Origin of the sequence: Streptomyces sp. NPDC102462 (assembly GCF_044765425.1) — a bacterium.
Classification (GTDB): domain Bacteria; phylum Actinomycetota; class Actinomycetes; order Streptomycetales; family Streptomycetaceae; genus Streptomyces.
The window spans coordinates 23,264-42,297 of record NZ_JBIWKB010000073.1 but is presented as its reverse complement, the minus strand read 5'-3'; the positions used below and the strand labels follow the sequence as shown (position 1 = coordinate 42,297).

Annotated in this window: 11 protein-coding genes and 1 pseudogene; 6 read left to right on the top strand and 6 right to left on the bottom strand. The window is 69.8% G+C overall.

Annotated elements, in window-relative coordinates; translation table 11 throughout:
- Window positions 1–95 precede the first annotated feature (95 nt).
- The 5 genes and pseudogenes from ACIRFL_RS38235 to ACIRFL_RS38215 form a co-directional block, all read right to left on the bottom strand.
- A pseudogene (locus tag ACIRFL_RS38235) lies at window positions 96–1,100 on the bottom strand (sugar-binding protein); the annotation flags it as partial.
- Between the two features lie 966 nt (window positions 1,101–2,066).
- Window positions 2,067–2,933, bottom strand: coding sequence for an alpha/beta fold hydrolase (locus tag ACIRFL_RS38230; protein ID WP_404038537.1), 867 nt, complete (start codon window positions 2,931–2,933; stop codon window positions 2,067–2,069).
- A gap of 166 nt (window positions 2,934–3,099) precedes the next feature.
- A complete protein-coding gene (locus ACIRFL_RS38225) occupies window positions 3,100–4,104 on the bottom strand; it encodes an NADP-dependent oxidoreductase (protein WP_404038535.1) in 1,005 nt (334 codons plus the stop codon).
- A gap of 134 nt (window positions 4,105–4,238) precedes the next feature.
- The gene (locus ACIRFL_RS38220; RefSeq protein WP_404038532.1) at window positions 4,239–5,294 is read right to left on the bottom strand and encodes an aldo/keto reductase; all 1,056 of its coding nucleotides are present in this window, start codon (window positions 5,292–5,294) and stop codon (window positions 4,239–4,241) included.
- A gap of 57 nt (window positions 5,295–5,351) precedes the next feature.
- A complete protein-coding gene (locus ACIRFL_RS38215) occupies window positions 5,352–6,044 on the bottom strand; it encodes an SDR family oxidoreductase (RefSeq protein WP_404038530.1) in 693 nt (230 codons plus the stop codon).
- A gap of 114 nt (window positions 6,045–6,158) precedes the next feature.
- On the opposite strand from ACIRFL_RS38215, the gene ACIRFL_RS38210 reads away from it, so the two are divergent.
- The gene (locus ACIRFL_RS38210) at window positions 6,159–6,719 is read left to right on the top strand and encodes a TetR/AcrR family transcriptional regulator (RefSeq protein ID WP_404038527.1); all 561 of its coding nucleotides are present in this window, start codon (window positions 6,159–6,161) and stop codon (window positions 6,717–6,719) included.
- Between the two features lie 624 nt (window positions 6,720–7,343).
- Window positions 7,344–8,834, top strand: coding sequence for an ATP-binding protein (locus tag ACIRFL_RS38205; RefSeq protein WP_404038540.1), 1,491 nt, complete (start codon window positions 7,344–7,346; stop codon window positions 8,832–8,834).
- A gap of 318 nt (window positions 8,835–9,152) precedes the next feature.
- Here ACIRFL_RS38205 and ACIRFL_RS38200 read toward each other — a convergent pair whose 3' ends face one another.
- A complete protein-coding gene (locus ACIRFL_RS38200; protein WP_404038524.1) occupies window positions 9,153–9,785 on the bottom strand; it encodes a DUF4241 domain-containing protein in 633 nt (210 codons plus the stop codon).
- Window positions 9,786–10,664: 879 nt separating this feature from the next.
- On the opposite strand from ACIRFL_RS38200, the gene ACIRFL_RS38195 reads away from it, so the two are divergent.
- From ACIRFL_RS38195 to ACIRFL_RS38180, 4 genes are read left to right on the top strand one after another with little or no spacing between them, the layout of a single operon-like run.
- On the top strand, window positions 10,665–12,218 hold the full coding sequence (locus ACIRFL_RS38195; protein WP_404038521.1) for a TIGR02677 family protein: 1,554 nt from the start codon (window positions 10,665–10,667) through the stop codon (window positions 12,216–12,218).
- A complete protein-coding gene (locus ACIRFL_RS38190) occupies window positions 12,215–13,561 on the top strand; it encodes a TIGR02678 family protein (protein ID WP_404038518.1) in 1,347 nt (448 codons plus the stop codon). The genes ACIRFL_RS38195 and ACIRFL_RS38190 overlap by 4 nt, the downstream gene beginning before the upstream one ends.
- Entirely contained in the window at window positions 13,558–17,715 is a 4,158-nt protein-coding gene (locus ACIRFL_RS38185) for a TIGR02680 family protein (RefSeq protein WP_404038515.1), read from the top strand. Before ACIRFL_RS38190 ends, ACIRFL_RS38185 begins: the two co-directional genes overlap by 4 nt.
- Window positions 17,712–18,986 carry a TIGR02679 family protein gene (locus tag ACIRFL_RS38180; protein ID WP_404038512.1) on the top strand — a complete coding sequence of 425 codons (1,275 nt, stop codon included), beginning with the start codon at window positions 17,712–17,714 and terminating at the stop codon, window positions 18,984–18,986. The genes ACIRFL_RS38185 and ACIRFL_RS38180 overlap by 4 nt, the downstream gene beginning before the upstream one ends.
- Window positions 18,987–19,034: the final 48 nt, after the last annotated feature.

Genomic DNA, 19,034 nt, shown 5'->3' with positions numbered 1-19,034 from the left:
ACTCTGGCGGATAGTGCTTCATGACCACGGGACATCCGTTCTCCTGGACTCAAGATCCAAGTCTCTCGGGTGTCCAAGATCCGGGGTCAAGCCCCCGGGGAGATCCGGGGGTTCCAGGTCTCCCGGAGCCGGCCCTCGGAGTCGTACAGGTACGAGGCGATGGACAGGACGTTAGAGCTGGTGGCCCCTGGTTCGGTGGCCCACAGGCGAATAGCTTTGACCTGGCCGACCACATCGCCGAACGACTGCGTGGTGGCGGTGGTGGACTGTGGGTACTGGAACTCAAGCACGCGGCAGCCCTTGGTGGCCGGATCCGCGGCGCAGTCGGCGGCGGTGGCAGCCGAGGTCGGGACGACGATCCACTTGGGGCGGGCGACGGACTCTCCGTTGTGGGTGGTCTTGGTGGAGATCACCTTCGTTTCGGTGTTCGTGAGGCCGTCCCTGAGAGTGGAGGACACCTGCCAGGTCGGCACGGCCGCATCGATCTTGGCGAAGCTGGTGACCGTGCCGACGTTGTCGGACAGGGTGAAGCTGGCAGTCACACTGCCGGTCAGCACCAGGTGCTCGGCGCCGGGCTCGGGAACCCACCCGCTCTGAGCTGCGTTCGCGGTGAAGCGGATCTCCTTGCCGTTGGCGTCGACGACGGTCACGGCGGTATCGGAGATCTTGCGGATGTGGGAGTAGTCCGACTGGGTCAACTCAGCCGTCGTGCCGGCGACCCACTCCTTGCCGAAGATCGGGGCCTGGCCTTCCTGCTGTGCGCCCAGGCCCGGAGTACGGGAGGATGCGGTGCGGGTGACGGCCAGGCCGAAGACCGTGGCGTCGGTGGCTGACAGGCCGAAGTCTCCGGTGAGAAGGTTGACCGAGCCCGGCCCGATGCCCTGGGTGGCCGCGCCGGTGGCGTTGCGGTCCACGACCACGGACAGCGGCTGCGTCGCTCCCGTCGCGGAGTTTGGGCCGGTGAAGTCTGCCTTGATCTGGACCGTGCCGTCCGGGTTGACAGTGTCGGTGGCGTTCCACACGAGCGCTGGGCTCTTGCCGCCGTTCAAGGCCACGGGCCAGGCAGGCAGCGGGGTGCCTGCTGCAGTGACGTCGCCAGCCGTTGTCGCCCACCGCATGGAGGAGCCCATGCTGACCCCACGGACGAGCAGCGCCGAGAGCGGCTTGCCCCCGGCTGGGCCCTGACCTGGCGGGTCTGGGCGCGGGCGTGGCTGAGGTAGTCCGGCATGAACACCTTGGCCTCGGGGGAGCCATCGCGCAGCCAGGTGGGAGGGGCGGGATGCTGGCTGGTGGACCAGTAGCCGAGGATCTATCCCGGACCGCCGGCTCACTGCCAGGCTCTGTCAAATAAGCGGCTCTGGCTGAACCGCCGACTTGTATGGGGGTATCGGGACGCGGTCGGGTTGGCCGCTCGTAGCGTGCCGTAGGACGTCGGGCCGGGTGACTCGTGAACCGTCTGCCGCTCTTCGGGGCTGGCTCTCCCGGGGTATGGCGGAGGTCGAAGTGCTGGTGTCCGTGTTCGTCTTTCCCCGGGCGGACGCCGATGTCGTGGATATCGAACGGCACGGCCTCGTAGTCGGGCCACGGTGCCACGGCCTGGGGTGGGAACCCCGGGGCTCCTCGTACAGCTCCCGCAACGTCGCCTCTGCCGGGAACTCGTCGGCGGAATGGGTGTGCCCGCCCCTGGGCCTGCTTCGTCTGCTTGTGCCCCTTTGGGGGCGTCAGCGCTGATTGGAAGGTGACCTTGGCGGCGCCGTCGATCTCCCGGTCCGCGGGGATCGACTTCTGCACCCCCGCCCGCCGCCGGTCACCGGCCCAGGGTGTGTTCGGCAAATTTGATCTGTCGGAGCTTCTCCGGACCGGGTGCGGCGGAAGCTCGCCCTGAGTGAGGTCCCTTCCAGTGGGCCATGCCGGTCTGGCGGGGCTGGTCGGTGCGCATCTTTAGCAGGATCGAGAAAGTGAGGCGCTTCCTCTGCATGTCAGCTGAGTGGCGGACGGTGAGGAGTTCGCGGTGCTGCTCCTCTCTTCGTGGTCACCGTACGCGTGGTTGCGGTGTTCGCCGCTGGTCAACGGGCGAGGAACTCGACCGCGAGGGGGGCGAACTGCTGGTGGTACTGGAAGATGCCGCCGTGACCGGCGTTGGGGAAGATGACCAGCTCGCTGTCCTTGATGCGTCGGTGCAGATCCTCGGAGAGGACCGAGGGCACCATGCGGTCGTTGTCGCCGTTGGCGATGAGGGTGGGCTGGGCGAGCTGCGACAGGTCGTCGGGGGAGGAGCGCCCCCACTTCTTGATCGCCTTCAGCTGCGTCCGGAATGCCCTGACCTTGATGTTCGTATCGCGGTCGGCAGTGCGCTCCTTGAGCCGGTTGACGAACGCGCGCGCGGCGGCCTTGCCGGTGGTGTTGCGGTTGAAGAACAGGAATTCCTTGGGGTCCGACCGGGTCAGGGTGGCGCGCAGCATGTCCCAGTACGTGGTGCCGGCGACCTTGTCGATGTCCTTACCGCCCCTGGGTCCGGTGCCGGTGAGGATGAGTTTGCGGACGAGCTCGGGGTGCTTGACCGCGAGGGCTTGGGCGATGAAGCCACCGAGGGAGAAGGAGAAGACGTCGATCTTGTCGAAGCCGAGGGCCGTGATGAAGGTGTAGGCGTCATCAGCCATGGCCTCGACACTGTCCGGCACCTGGCCCGTGGACGCCCCGACACCGCGCTGATCGAAGGCGATGACGTGGCGGCCCTTCGCGATGGGGTCGATGATGCGCGGGTCCCAGTTGTCCAGAGTGGCGGCGAGGTGCACGAAGAACACGACGGGGACGCCGCCCTGGGGCCCTAGCTCGCGAAAAGCGTAGGCAAAGCCGCCGGCGTTGACGGTGCGAGTCGGTGCATGGGCATACGAGGTGATGACGGGTTCGTTATGGGGGCGGGTGTCGCTCATGATGGTTTCTCCTGCTGGTTGCCCGCCGCGGGGTGGTGGCGGGTCTGCTGGGGCTGATGGAGACGGCCCTTCCGAACCCGGTCGCCTTGCCCGTGACCGAACGCATCACGTCTTGCTCGGCGCGGTTGGTGATCTTATGGACCTGGTCGATGCTGACGTGCCGGCCCTACATCATGGAGACGACGACCTTGCCGGCCTTCGCCCGTCCCTTCTCGACGTATTCCATGGCCTGGAGGGTCTCTTCGAACGGGAAGACGCGGTCGATGACGGGGCGGATCTTCCCGGTGTCGAAGAGGGGAGTGAGTTCGCGCAGTTGGTCGCCGCTGGCTTTCATGAACAGGAAGCAGTACGTAACTCCGAGGCGCTTGGCCTGGCGACGGGTCTTGAAGCTGAGCGCGGTCATGGCCAGGCGCAGGACCGGGTTGGCGCCGAGTTCGCGGGCGAAGGCCGGGTCGGGCGGGCCCGCGACGGAGATGGCCGTGCCGCCGGGCTTGAGGATGCGCAGGGACTTGGCGAGATTGTCGCCGCCGAGACTGTCCAGGACGACGTCGTAGTCGTCGAGGAGGGTCTCGAAGTCCTGCATGCGGTAGTCGATGACCTCGTCGGCGCCGAGTTCCTTGGCGAGGTCGACCTTGGCGGTGCTCACGGTGGTGGCCACGTGCGCGCCGAGCGCCTTCGCGAGCTGGACGGCGATGGAGCCGAGGCCGCCGGCGCCCGCGTGGATGAGGACATTCTGGCCGGGTTGTACGTGGGCTCGCTCGACCAGGGCCTGCCATGCGGTCAGGGCGACCAGAGGAAGGGAGGCGGCCTCGGTCATGGTGAGCGTGGCGGGCTTGGGTGCCAGGTCGTCTTGGTGGACGGCGATGAGTTCGGCGAAGGTGCCGATGCGGTCCTTGTCGGGCCGGGCGTAGACCTGGTCGCCCACCGCGAAGCGGGTGACGGACGGCCCGACCCGGACGACCGTTCCTGCGAGGTCGTTGCCCAGAACGAGCGGGAGACGGTAAGGCAGGAACGCCTTGAAGTCCCCGTTGCGGATCCTGACGTCCAGCGGGTTGACGCCCGCCGCGTGGATCTTGACCAGGACGTCGTCGACACCTACCTGGGGGTCGGGCATGTCGGCAGCACGCATCCCGGCCTGGTCGCCGTAGTGCTCGACGGTAAAAGCCCTCATCGTCGTCTCCGTTCGTTTTCCGTCCGTGAAAGGTCGGGCCTTTTGCTCGTCAGAGCTTCTCCCAGTACGAGACAGTTTGTGTCGCTCTCCTGGCTGGGGCGCGGGCGCACCACGTCCTCAGCCGCGTTCACCCGTCAGGCCACCGGCACGACCGGGGCGGCGACGCGGTCGGCGGCGCCTCCCTGGAGGCGGTCCAGGGAGGCGGCGATCCCCTCGTGGGGCATACCGAGCGGCACCGCGCTGACCTCGGTCAGGCGGGTGTACTGATCATCGGTCAGGTGGACTTCGAGGGCGCCGAGGTAGCTGTCGAGCTGGGAGAGGTTGCGCGGGCCGATGATCGGGACGAGCGTGGCCACGGAACGGGCGGCGCGCTCGCGCACCCAGGCCACCGCCACCTGGGCGGGCGTCACGCCGGTCTCCTCGGCGATCGCCAGGACGGTGTCGACGACGGCGGTCTTCTGGCCGGTGCTCTCGGTGTGGATGACCATGCCCAGGTCGCTCAGGCGTCCCTCGGTGGAGCTGCGGTATTTGCCGGTGAGCAGTCCGCCGCCGAGCGGGGACCACAGGGCGGCGCCGAGCCCGAAGCTCTCGGCCATGGGCAGGAGCTCACGGTCGGCGGTGCGCTCGACGAGGCTGTACTCGTGCTGGATGCCCACGATCGGGGCCCAGTTCTTCAGATCCGCGAGGGTTACCGCGCGCGAGACGCGCCAGGCGGGGAAGTTGGACAGCGCGGCGTGGTGGATCTTGCCGGCGCTCACCAGGTCGTCGAGTCCGCGTAGGAGTTCCTCCATCGGAGTGAGTTCGTCGGGAAAGTGCACCCATAGCAGGTCGATGTAGTCGGTGTCCAGGCGCTTCAGGCTGGCCTCTACGGAGGCGACCATGTTCTTGCGGCTGTTGCCGGTCTTGGAGATGTCCGGCTGCGGGGCGGCACCGAGGGTGAACTTCGTGGCCAGGACGAAGTGGTCGCGGTCGGCGGAGATCAGCTTTCCGGTCAGTTCCTCCGACTCGCCGAACTGGTAGCCGTCCGCGCTGTCGAGGAAGGTGCCGCCGGCCTCGGCGAATCGGTCGAAGATCCGGCGGGCCTCGTCCGGCTCGGCTCCGGCGCCCCAGCCGGTGCCGAAGTTGGCGGTGCCGAGCGCGTACTCGGACACGCGCAGTCCGGTCCGGTGTCCGAAGGTCGTGTAACGCATGAGATTTCCTTGCATGAGGGGCGGGAAGGCGGTCGCGTCGGGGTGGAGGGGTGAGCGTCAGCCCGCGGTCGGCTGGGGTGCCGCGGACAGGCTCTGCTTGACGTACCGGCTGGTCTCGTCGGCGAGGATCTCGGGCAGACCGGTCTCGATCCCGTCCAGGGCCTGGGCCGCGACGTCGGCGGCGGCGACCTTCTGATCGGCGGGCACGACGGCGGCCATGTCGGTGTCCATGTAACCGACGTGCAGCGCCGAGACGGTGATCCCGCGCGGCGCCAGCTCCTCACGGGTCGCGTCGCTCAGCGCCCAGGCGGCGGCCTTGGAGGCCGCGTAGGAGCCGAGGCCGGCCGGGTGGAACCAGGACAGGGCGGACAGGACGTTGAGTACGGCGCCTCCGCCGTTGCCCTCGATGACGGGGGCGAAGGCGCGGGTCGCGACGAGCGGGCCGAAGAAGTTGGTCTCCATCTCGCGACGTACCTCGTCCAGGCCGCCTCCGACCAGCGTCGCGCCGGTGGAGATGCCCGCGTTGTTGATCAGCAGTGTCGCGTCGGACGCCACGCGGGCGGCCTCCCGTATCGATGCCTCGTCCGTGACGTCCAGCCGCAGCGGGATGACGCCGGGCATGTCGACTGTCTCGGGGCGTCGGGCCGCCGCATAGACCTTCGCGCCGCGCTCGACGAGCTGGGCTGCCAGGTGTCGCCCGAGCCCCCGGTTGGCGCCGGTGACGACCGCGACCGCGTTCTTCAGTTCCATGCTCACTCCTGGTCGTGGCGGGTGCAGTCGGCACCCACAGGGGATTAGATTATGAAGTCAATCTAAACATGGGTCTATGGTAGATGTCAGTCGACATCCAAATGGGAAGTGGTCATGGGTCGCGTATCGCAGGCGCAGGCGGAGGAGAACCGCAGGCGGGTGGTGGACACCGCGTCCCGGCTGTTCCGGGAGCAGGGCATGCAGGTCAGCGTCGCCGACCTGATGAAGGCGGCCGGTCTGACTCACGGCGCCTTCTACAAGCAGTTCGCCTCCAAGGAAGCGCTCGTCGACGAGGCCACCGCTCACGCCTTCGCCGAGCTCGCCCAACGCCACAGCGCCGGGCTCGAGCGGTACGACGGGCAGCGCGCCGCCGCCCAGCAGGCGCTGATCGACACCTACCTCTCCGTCGAGCACCGCGATGCCCCGGCGGACGGCTGCCCGGTCGCCGCGCTCGCCACCGACATCGCGCGCGAGGGCGGGGGGCGCGAGGCCCGTCGCGTCTACGCGGAGGGGGTGGCCGACTTCGCCGATTTCCTGGCCAGTGACGACCAGGACGGCATCGTCCGGCTCTGCACGATGTTCGGTGCGCTGGTCCTGTCCCGTGCCACCAAGGGCTCCCCGCTTTCCGGGGAGATCCTCGCCGCCGCGCATGCAGCCTTGACTGGAGCAGGCTGATCAAGGGCAGCAGGCAGACCGTCCGCCTCGGGAGGACATCGATCGCGGAGGGCGGCCGAGTGGCCGGGACGGGGCGAATGACGGCGTCAGAGGGGCACGGCCGTGACGCTCATATGACGCTCCGGCCCGGGGCAGGCCGTTCCGATGCCCGGAAAAGGCCCCTCTCACCTGCGGCTTTCTCCAGCTGGGGAATCCGGACATGTTCCCGATGACGCACCATGTGGAGTGCGTGGCGATCCTTGAGCCCGCGGGGAAGAACCGCTGACCTGCAGTTCAGCAGGAGCGCCGGTGGGTCTCGACCTGTTTCGCGGTATCCGGCAGGTCAAACCCTTCGGGCCTGCCTCACCTGCGGATTTGTGTTGGAGTGACTGGTGGGAGCGGTTGCGTGATGTCCGATCGTCGGGACTCTTGACGCTCGGCTCTCGTCGGTGAGGCCGACCGAAGCAAGGTGTCGCGACGCACATGACGGCCTTTCGGGGGGAGCCGCTGACATGACTCCGCGGCGGTTAGCGAGTGATCCCTGCTGCCGGTCGTCAGGAAAGTCGGGCTGGACGGATTCTGTCTAAGTAGACTTAGACAGAATCGTGGTCGATCAGGCTGTGGGGAGTTCCGGTGGACGAAGGCATGCTTGCCAAACCCGAGGACGTGGTCGACCGTGATCGTGAGTGGGGTCTGCTCACCGAGTTCGTCACGGATCCGGATCCGGCGATGCGTCTGGGGATCGTGTCGGGGCGCAGGCGGCACGGGAAGTCGTATCTGCTGCAGGCGCTGTCGGAGCGGGTCGGGGGTCTGTACGTCACCGCGGTGCGGGAGGAAGGGCGGCGGCCGGCGATCCAGCGGTTCAGCGATGCCATCGCGGCCCACGCGGGTCTGCGGCCCGGCACGCTGCGGTTGACCGACTGGCGTGATGTCCTGTCCAACGCCCTTGACGTCACCGCGCGATCACAGACTCCGCTGCTGGTGATCGACGAGTTGCCGTATCTCCTCCAGCACTCTCCCGAGATCCCCGGCCTGCTCCAGCAGCTCTACGACGAGCGCCAGCGGGGCACCGGGGCCGGACCTGGAGCGCGGGTGATCCTGTGTGGGTCCGCGATGAGCGTCATGCACGAACTGCTGTCGGGAACGAAGCCGTTGCGCGGCCGTGCGGTGATCGATCTGAGGCTGGGAGCCTTCGACTACCGGGCCAGCCGCGTGTTCTGGCAGATCGACGACCCGCTGACCGCCCTGCAGGTGCACGCCGTTCTCGGTGGCGCTCCCGGCTACCGGCCGGTGGCGGCCCGCCCGCACCCGAACGACGGCTTCGCCTCCTGGCTGACGCGGACGCTCCTGGACCCGGGGCGGGCGGTGTACTCGCGCACGGAGACGGAGTATCTGCTGCGCGAGGATCCGCGGATCACCCAGCACACCCTGTACTACGACATCCTCACCGCGATCGCCCAGGGAGCTACCACCCCCACCAGGATCGGCGCGGCCCTGGAGCGCCAGCGCAACGCCGTTACCCACCCGCTCGACGTCCTGGAGTCCACGGGCTACGTCCAGCGCGAGCAGGACATCCTGCGTCCCCGCCACCCCGTCATCACGCTGGCCGACCCCGTCATCCGCTTCAACCAGCTGATCACCCTGCCGCAGGCGGCCACCGTCGAGCAGGGCTTCGCCGAACAGGCATGGCAGGCCGCCGCGCCGACCTTCAACTCCAAGATCCTCGGCCCCCACTTCGAGGACCTCGCCCGCGCCTTCACCCGTCGGTACGCCCACACCCTGCTTCCCGGCGGCCTGCCCGGCCCGGTCGGCACCACCGAGGTGGCCGACCCGGCGGCCCGCACCCAGCACGAGGTCGACGTCATCGCCCTGGCCCTGGGCGAACGCCCGCAAGCTCCGCGCGCCAGGATCGCCCTCATCGGCGAGGCCAAGGCCACCGCTGCTCGCCGGGGTACGGGTGACCTGCAGCGCCTGGAACACATCCGCGCCCTGCTCACCGACCAGGGCTACGACACCACGGGCACCACACTGGCCCTGTTCTCCCTGCACGGCTTCTACCCGGACTTGATGGAGTCCGCGGCCGACCGTGACGATCTGCTCCTGGTCGACCTGGTGACTCTCTACAGGATCGGCTAGCCACCAGTCCTGTCACGATGTCATCGGCAGCCCCAGCGACGCGATGGGGCGTGCCCGCGCACAGTGTCGGCGGAGGCGAATGGTCTGCCGCGGCCGGTTCAGGCAGTCGTGACGACGATGCCGATGTCGATGAACAGTCGGCCGGTCGTCAGCTTCCAGCGGTGGCGGGTCGTCGGGTGGGTGAGCAGTGCGCGGGACGGGGCGGGCGGACCGCGCGGAAGCCACGGAAGCCGGGGGATTTGGTGGCATGCCGCCTGTCGGCGAATGCGCCCGTACGTCCACGGTGTTGCATGGGGCGACGCCAGAGGTACGACGTGATCACCACGATCGAGACGAGTTCGCCGGTGCCGGAGCGGCCGAGCCATACCGGCCATGTCCCGTCGCCCCCGTGCAGAACGACACCAGGTCGCTTCCGGTCGCCACGTCGACGGCACGTATGCGGCCGTTGCCGATGGACTCGCATGCGCCGTCGTCCTGCTCCTCGTAGTGGCGCCCGACCTTTCCGGACAGCGTCTCCCAGGCCGCGGCGTCCGCGAAGCTGCCGGTCGCTGCGTCGGTGCTGAAGCCGTAGGCGTGGCCGTCGAGGAGCAGACGGGGGTCTTCGCTCTCACTCAGCGCCGACTCCCAGGCGACGGCGGGTTCGTCCCGGATCAACAGGCGCACGGCGGGCTCCTCTGTGACGGGGAACCGATCCTCGCCGTACTCGCCCTCGCCAGCGATCACGGCCGCCTCCAGCGCGTACTCGCCGGGGGGTATGCGCTCGGTGAGTTCCCGGGGCTTCTCGTCGAGAGGGTCCGAGACGGCCAGGCGCCCGCTGGGATGCGCACCATGGCGATGTGCCGCGGCTCGGCTGTCTCCGTCTCGTCCCAGGGCTCCACGGAGAAGGGGTTCCCCGGCTGAAAGAGGTCGTCGACGGGCAACTCCATACGCATGGGTTTCGACGGGCGCCACAACGATGCGGGTTCTTCGTCGCCCGCGAAAGCCACCTCCTGTGCTGTGGCGTCACCAGGCTCGGGCCCGTCCGACGGCCGGGACGAGTCGGCCGCCTGGACTCCGAACCCGCACCGGTCGTGCCACCGCCGCTCGTCCGGCACATCGGCCAGGGTGTGGAACGACCCGCCGTTCCGTCCATGTTCCTCCAGCACCTTGCTGCCTCGGCAACCGGGGAGGAGTTCCACCGTGAGCCGCCAGGCGTCGGGCGCCAGGTCCGGCTGTTCCGGTGAGGCGTACCGCTGTTCCACGCACTGCCGCAGGAACAGACGGTCGTCCTCCAGCAACCGGAGATCGACCTCGTGGGTTCGCCGTCCCAGCTCGTCATAGGCCCACTGCCCGACGAACGATCACGTCAGGCGACGAGGTGCACCTCTGCGGGGACCGCGCGCCCGGGGACCCGGTGCAACACCACATAGGGGTCCCCGGCTCCGTCCCGTTCCTCCGCCTCCGCCCGCGTCAGCGGTCCGAACGCACGGCGGGCGCCGGCGTCCAGCCCTCGGCGTAGGAAACCGTCACCGTGTCCCTGCCCATGCCCCGCCCTCCGGCCCGGTCCCGGCCACCCGAGGGTGAACCGCAACCTGCTGATCATTTTTCCGGGCAGCGTAATCCCTGCCCAGGACAGTGGCTCCGGACTGCAGTGACCAATCCGCACGTTGTGATGACGCGGGCCGATGGCCGGCAGCCATGCTGATCGGCTCATGGGCTGGTTTCCTGCTCCCGGGCCACCCGATTCTCACCGGTTGAATCCGCTGTTCCGTGACTCGCCCCTGAATGTCGGTGCCGCCCTCTACGGTGGAGATTCGGATGCCGCTGAGGCGGTGGGGAGGGGCGACAGGCGTGCGCAGGGTGCCACCGGAGATGTTCCGGTTCACGACGGTGGAGAGGTCCGATCTGTACGGGGCGGTACTGGACGCCTTCGGCGTGGCCGGTGAACACCTGGAGACGGCGCTGAGTCTCGACGCGGTGCGAGAGCGGCTGCGCGGGGTCGGCTGGGCGGCGGCGGTCGAGGATGAGGAACTGCATGAGGCGCTCAGGAAACTCGTGCAGTGGGAGCTCCTGGACGTGGTGCACAACCACGCGGAGAACTACCGTAGTGCCGAGGAGTACGAACGGCGCAACCTGCAGTATTCGCTGACCCGCCGGGGCGAGGCCGCTCTCGCCGGAGTGCGGCACGCGCTTGAGGTTCTCGCCTCCACGGGCGCGCTGCAGACGGCGGTGCTGGAGGCGATCGCCGACCGGCTCGACGAGCTGTGCCTGCTCTCCGGCGAACCCGCGTCGGCCGATCGACGGATCTTCAGCACGCTGAGGGAGCTGGAGGGACATCTGGACGCTCTGGTGGAGAACACCAAGGCGTTCAACGGCGAACTGCAGCGGCTCCTGCGCGCCGAGGGCGCGGATCTGGAGGTGTTCCGCGATGTCAAGGCCGCCACCGTCGCGTATCTTCAGGAGTTCCTGGTCAACCTCGACCGGCGCGGGCAGACAGTCGCCGCTGCCGTGGCCCGGGTGGAGGAGCGGGGCGCCGCCGTGCTGCGCGAGCGGGCCCTGCGTGGGGCCGAGCTGCCGCCGGTGGCCGGTGAGGATCCCGCGGCCGGCTGGCTGGAGAGCAGGCGGGCGCGCTGGGCGGGCCTGCGGGCATGGTTCCTGCCGGACGACGGGGCGCGGCCGCGTATCGAGCAGCTGCACGACATTGCCCGACGCGCCATCGTCTCGCTCCTGCAGGTTCTGGAGCGGATCAACGAGTCGCGGCGCCGCTCCTCCAGCGCCGTGCAGGACTTTCGGGAGCTGGCGCGCTGGTTCGCGGCGGCCCCCGCGGAAGAGGATCTGCACCGGTTGTGGTCGGCGGCCTTCGGCCTCGGCCCGGCACGCCACGCTCACCTCGCCCACTCCGACCCGGAGTTGATCCCGCCGTCCCAGTCCTGGTCCGAGGCCCCACCGGTGGAGGTGTCGGCGCTGCTGCGGACCAGCGGACGGACGGAGCGCTTCACTCGCACGGCCAAGGTGCGGGACGTCGCGGCAGTCAGGGCAGAGCGCGCCGAGCGGGCCCGCACGGAGCGGGCGGAACTCGCACTCGCCTGGCAGGTGCTGGAGACGGATGGACCCGTGCGTCTGTCCTCCTTCGGCACGTTGGATCCCGCTGTCTTCGACCGTTTGCTCGACCTGCTGGGCCGGGCCCTCTCCGCCCGGCCGGACGTGGGTGGCCTGAGGCGCACCACGACGGGAGACGGTCGGGTGGAGATCGCGCTGGCTCAGCCTCCCGACGAGCGCACCGCCGTACTGCATACCACGAAGGGCTCACTGACCGGACCGGACTACGTCGTCCACATCACAGCGGCGGGCGGAGCGAGCGTCCACTCGGCCCCCCGCGCCACGCCGCAGGAGGCTGCGGGATGAGCACCCTCGCCAACCAACTGGCCGCGGCGGAACGCGAGGAGGTCGCCCGAGCCATCCGTCTCCTCCTCGCCCGCCCTCTGCTGACCGAGTCCGCCGACCCGGCCGGCTTCGAACTGGTACGACGTCGTCGCGAGCCGCTGGCCCAGTGGTTCGACTACGCCTGCGGCTGGAGCCTGGTGGTGGAGCCTCGCCGCGGTTACGCCCGCCTCACCAAAGTCCGCGCCGACCCGGACGGTTCCCGCCCGGCTCGTAGGGCGCGCTCCGGCCGGGCCCCGTTCGACCGCCGGCGTTACGTGCTGCTGTGCGTGACTGCGGCCGAGTTGCTGTCGATACCGATGACGACCATCGGTATGCTCGCCGACCGTGTCGTGCAGGCCACGGCGGCCGACCGGGCACTGGCCGCGTTCGACCCGGTCCACCGGCCGGAGCGGATGGCGTTCGTCGACGTGCTCAAGCTGTTGGAATCGTACGACGTGCTGCGAGCGGTGGACGGGACGACCGAAACGTATGTCGAGTCCGCGGAGGCCAAGGTCCTCTACCGCGTCGACGCCACCCTGCTGATGAGGTTGCCCGCCGCACCCGTCGGCGCCTCCCGGCTCGCCGTACCCCCGGACGAGGTGCCCGCCCGGTTCGAGGAACTCCTCACGGGCCTTGTACGGGAGCGCCGCTACGGCGGCACGGTCGTCGACGGGACGGCCGGCGAGACGCACAACGAGAGCGCCGCCACTGATGCACAACGCAACCTGAGGCTGCGCCACTCGGTGCTGCGTCGCCTCTTCGACGACCCCGTGCTGTACCGGGCGGAGCTCGCCGAGGACGAACTGGCATACGTCATGTCCCTGACCGGACACCAGATCCTGCGTCGCTCGGTCGAACAGGCCGGCTTCCTCCTGGAGGAACGTGCAGAGGGCTTCCTGCTCGTGGACCCGGATGGGATCGCCACCGATGTCCGCTTCCCCGACGACACCTCCACTGCCAGGGTCGCCGCACTGCTCCTTCTGGAGCCACTCTGTGCCGCGCCTGCCGGAATGCTGCCCGAACAGCTCGCCGAGGCCGGAGCGGGTCTGCTGCGCCGCTTCCCGCGCTGGGCCAAGGCGTATCAGTCCGAGGATGGGGCGGCCCGGCTTTCCGACGACGCCGTACGCGTCCTGTGTGATGTCGGTCTCGTCCGCAGGGCCGGGGGCCGTGTCGTCGCATGCCCGGCCGCGTACCGCTATCGCCTGACGGAGGCGAAGAGTCCGGATCCGGATGACGAGCCCGGACCGGACTGGGGGACGGGCCCGCACAAGACGGCAGGCACCATGGTTTCCGGTGGTGTTGCGGCAGAAGGGGATCAGCAGTGAGCGTGACAGAGCTTCCCGTCCCGCGGCGGCCGGAGCCCACCGGGGCGCCCGCGACACCGGCAACCGCGGTGGACGCGGCCCACAGCCGCTGGCAGCCGCACCGCGCGGGCATCCTCAACGTCTGGCGCTACTACGACGAGATTTTCACCTTCCACCGGGGCCGCCTGCTGCTTCGCGGCCAGAACGGATCGGGCAAGTCCAAGGCCCTTGAGCTTCTGCTGCCCTTCCTCTTCGACGCCAGCCTGCGTCCCAACCGCCTGTCCACGTTCGGTGGTTCGGAACGCACCATGCACTGGAACCTGCTCGGCGAAGGCGCCTCCGGCAAGACCCGTGTCGGGTATGTGTGGATGGAGTTCCGCCGCGTTGGGGACGACGGCACCGAGCGGTGGTTCGGCTGCGGGGCGCGCCTGCAGGCGAGCGTGCACACCAGCGGGGTACACGCCGACTACTTCACCACCGGCTCCAGGATCGCCCACCCCGCCGGCGTGCTCCTCGTCAACGAGGCGGGACAGCCGCTGACTCGCGCAGCGCTTGCCGAGGCCCTTCGCGACCGCGGCGAGGTCCACGCATCGGCCGCCGACTACCGCACGGCCGTACGGCGTGAACTGTTCGCCGGCATGGGGGAGCAGCGTTACGAGTCGCTGTTGTCCGCCCTGCTCCAGTTGCGCCAGCCCAAACTGTCCGAACGACTCGATCCGTCCCTGCTCTCCACCCTGTTGTCCCGCGCCCTTCCCCCACTGGGCGAAGGCGAGATCGCTGAACTCGCCGAAGGCTTCGAACGGCTGGACCGCCAGCGCGAACACCTCAAACGGCTTGACGACGAGGTGACGGCGGCCGAGACCGTCGCATCCCGGCAGCGCGCCTACGCGCGACGGGTCCTGCGTGCCGGTTCGGCCGCGCTGATCTCGGCGACCACCGAGATGGACGACCTCACCCGCGCCGCTCGCCGGAGCGCCGAGGAACTCGAACAGGCGCTGGCGGAAAGGAAGTCTGCTCAGGCCCGGCACGAGGAACACGAGCTGCGCGCGCAGGCCCTGGACGAGACCGTCGAGGGGCTGCGCGAGAGTGACGCGTACAAGCAGGGTGAGGAACTCGACAGACTCCGGCGTCGTGCGGAAGAAGCGGCAGCCGTCGCCGGGCGACAGCACGCTACTGCCCTACCAACTCAGGTCAGGGCGGAGAAGGACCAGAGGCACGCCGATGAGGCGGCGGCCCAGGCCCGTACGTTCGACGAGCACGCGCGTGAAGCCGCCGAGGACGCACGCCGGTCGGCCCGAGCGGCGGGTATGGAATCCATCCATCACGAGGTGAAGGCGCTCCTCGACGCGGATTCCGCAGCGACCCCCGCCGACGGCCCGGGGCCTGAGGCGGGCGGCCGTCGACCCGAGGGCTCCGCCGGTGCACGCACGGCGGGCGAGGACGGGGCCCGACCGGCCCGTCGGCTGCTGCGGGGCGCAGTCACCGCCCGACGGCGGCAGGTCACCCTCATCACCGAGGCGATGGACGAGCACGATCGTTCGGTACGCGACCGGGGCACAGCCGAGAGCCTGCTGGAGGACGCCCGTACTCGGCTCGCGGAGGCGATCGCCCGGCGGGACGAGGCGTCCGACGCCTGGGACGGAGCCCTTGCCGCGCAGACGGAAAGGCTGCTCGCCTGGGCCGGCGACTGCACGGAACTGCGCATTGCCGACGCCGGTGAACTGGCGGCCAGAGCCGCGACCGAGGCCGAGGTGACCGCGCTGGTCACAGCCGCCGCACGCCCGCTGGAACAAGAGATCGCCACAGCGGAGGCCACCGCGCGAGCCGCACATGTGGGGCAGCGGGACGAGCGGAGCCGACTTGAGGAGGAGGTCCGGCGGCTGAGCGGTGAGACCGACCTGCCGCCTCCGCCCCCTCCCACCCGCACCACCGTCCGCACGGCGACGCAGGGAGCATCTCTGTGGCGGCTGATCGCCTTTCGCGAAGGTGTTCCGCTCCCGGTCCAGGCCGCGGTGGAGGCGGCACTGGAGGCATCGGGCCTCCTGGATGCCTGGGTCAGCTCCTACGACGGGATCATGCTGCCGGGTCATGACACCCGAGCACAGGCGGCCCTGGCCGTGACCGCCCCGGGGCCCAGTCTGCTGGAGGTGCTGAAGCCCGAGGAGGACATCCCCGTCCCGGTCGACACTGTGATCCGCATCCTCGCTGGTGTCGCGTATGGCACTTCACTGCCCGGCGGTCACCCCGCGGCCGTCTCCGCCGACGGTGCCTGGCGTCTCGCGATCGCCACCGGGACCTGGAGCAAGCCGGAACCGGCTTACATCGGCGTCCTCGCGCGGCAGCGGGCCCGGCAGCGCAAGATCGGTGAACTGACCGAGCGCATCAGCGAGATGAATGCCTCCCTCGCCGCGCTCGACGACCAACTGCGCGGTCTCGGCGCTCGCCGCGCACGACTGGACGCCGACCGCGCGGCTCGACCGGACTACCGGGAACTCGACACTCGTCGGCGTGACTGGGATCGAGCCGAGGAAAAAGTGGCTGCCAGGGACGATGCCGTGCGCGACGCGGCTGCGCATCTGGCCCGGTGTGAGACCGAGGTGGCGGGCGCTCTGCGCACGCTCAGCCGCCGGGCCGCAGAACACGGACTGCCCACCGACCGCGACCGGTTGCATCAACTCTCCACCGGCATCGACAGGTTCCGGGACACCGCCGACAGCTGGGTGGACGCCCGTCTCACCGCCACCGCCGCCGGTGACAGGGCTCGGCAGATGACCGCGCAGGCAGACCGCTCGCGCCGAGCCGCCGAGGAGCAGGCCGAGGGCGCCGCCGCCGCCGAAGCGGAGGCGGCGGGATTGAGGGCGCGCCTTGAGGCGGTGGAGGCCACCGTCGGCGAGGACTACCGACAGATCGTCGCACGCGTTGCCGAGGCGCGCGCCGAACTGCGGCGCTGCCGCGAGGAGGTCGGCCGGGCGGCCGATCTCCTTCTGCGTCTGGAAGGCCGTATCGGAGGATTGCGGGCCACCAGTGGTCAGGACGCGGAACGACGCGAGCAGGCCGTCGCCACCCGGGACCGCGCGGCGCACCGGTTCCGCCACCTGTGCCTGGTGGGGCTGGCGGAGGATGCCGGTATCACGCCGGAACTCGATGCCGGGGACGGCGCGAAAGCCACTCTGGAGGCCGCACGTGCCACGGCGGCGAAGTGGCCCGCCATCCCGCACGCCCCACGCAACCTGGGCGATGCCGCGACCCGCCTCTCCGAAGCGGTCCACGAAGCCCGCCAGCGCCTCGGTGCCCGTGCCGACCTGGACCTGGAACCCGACGACGACGTCCAACTGTTCACCGCCGCCCTGGACGGCCTACGCGTGGGGGCGACGGGCCTGCTCACCACGCTCACCCAGGAGCGCGACCGCAGTCGTGACGACATCACCGCCGCCGAGCGGCGCCTCTTCGACCAGATCCTCACCGGCGACATCCGCCGCCACCTCGCGGCACGCATTCGCCAGGCCGGCGAACTCGTCGACCGCATGAACGGGCACCTGGAGCGGGTTCGTACCGCCTCCAATGTCTCCGTCCAGCTTGTCTGGGACGTCCGACCGGATCTCCCGGACGGCACCCGCACCGCCCGTCAGCTACTGCTCAAGGACCCCGGCCGGGTCAACGAGACCGACCGGGAAGCCCTGCACGCGTTCTTCCGCGCCCGCATCGAGGAGGCCAAGGGCAGCGACACGGCCCCGAGCTGGGAGGAACAGCTCGGCGAGGTGCTCGACTACACCGCCTGGCATCGCTTCACCGTGCGCCTCGACCGGGCGAACGGAACCGGCTGGCAGCCGCTGACCAAGAAGCTGCACGGCGCGCTCTCCGGCGGAGAGAAGGCCATCGCACTGCACCTGCCCCTGTTCGCCGCCGTCGCCGCCCACTACGAGGCCGTGCCCCTGGCGCCCCGGCCCATCCTGCTCGACGAGGTCTTCGTCGGCGTGGACGCGGTCAACCGCGGGCAGGTCTTCGCCCTGCTCACCGCACTCGACCTTGATCTCATGGTCACCTCCGACCACGAGTGGTGCAGCTACCGCGAGTTGCCGGGCATCGCGGTCCACCAGCTCCTCACCGACGGGGACGACGACGCTGTCACCAGCGCCCGCTTCGTCTGGAATGGCGCCGACTGGGAGACGGAATGACCCACTCCGAACCGGTCCCGGGTGAACACACCCTGCGCCGTCCCGAACTCCGCCCGCTCTGGCACACGGTCCACAGCCGCCTCTCCTCCGGCCGCCCCGTCACACGGGTGCGCCTCGGCCCGCTCGACGATGCCCAACGCGAGTCCCTCGCCGACCTTCTCGGCCTGGACCGTCTGCCGGACCCTCGCCCCTCCGTCTCCCTGGCGCGCTTGGAAGAGGCTGTCACCGAACTGTCCGGCCGTACGGTGCGTGAAATCGTCACCGAACTCGTCGGCCCCCTCGACGACCGTGCAGGCGAACGACGCCGCAAGGAAGACGAACGTGCCGAGCTGTGGGCATGGTTGGACGGCCACGCCACCGTGCGGGCCCAGCCCGTGCTCGCCGGCTGGACCGCATCGTGCCGAGCCACCGGCCTGATCGGTGGCTCACCGGAACTCACCCGGACACTGCTCGCAGACGCGCTGACCGTACTCGCGGAACTCCCGGCTCAGGCCGAGCCCCTGCCCGTCTTCGCTGCCCGGGTCCTGGGGGGCGACTCTCACGCACTCGACGACGGTACTCGCTTGTCCACCCTCGTCCTCCGTGCTCTGGCGGCCCTCCACGACACCGCCGCACCGGAGTCCGCGGCGGACCGACGCGCCTTGTGGACTCGCGCGGGCGTCGCCGACGACGACCTGTCGGCCACCGTTCTCGTCGGTGGACTGCGTCCGGCCGGTGAAGGCCCGCTCGCCCGTGTGGCCCGAGTCTGTGCCGAGGCCGGTCAGGCCGCCAGCCCGACTCTCGCCCAACTGCGGGCCCCGGGCGAGTTCACCCTCGCATCCGACCCCGCACCCGTCGTCCACGCCGTTGAGAACCCCAGCATCCTGGCTCTGGCCATACGCCGCTTCGGCTCGGACTGTCCGCCGCTCGTGTGCACATCCGGCTGGCCCAACAGCGCGGCCATCCACCTCCTGCGCCTCCTCGCGGACCAGGGAGCCGTCCTCCGCTATCACGGCGACTTCGACGGCGAAGGCATCCGCATCGCCGCCTATCTCCTGGACAAGACCCCGGCCCGACCTTGGCGCATGACGGCGGCGGACTACCGTGCCGCAGCCGCCCGCACACCGCACGGACCTGAGCCCGGCCGCCTCACCGAGGCTCCCTGGGACCCCGAGCTGACCCGTGCCATGACCGAACACGGCACCGCCGTGGTCGAGGAACTGGTGGCTGACGTCCTGTTGGCAGACCTGGCCGAAGCGATCAGGTGCGAAAGCCGCTCCGGCCGGTCGTGACGCTCATTTGACGCTCCGAGTGCCCGAAGACCCCTCCGGCAGACCAGA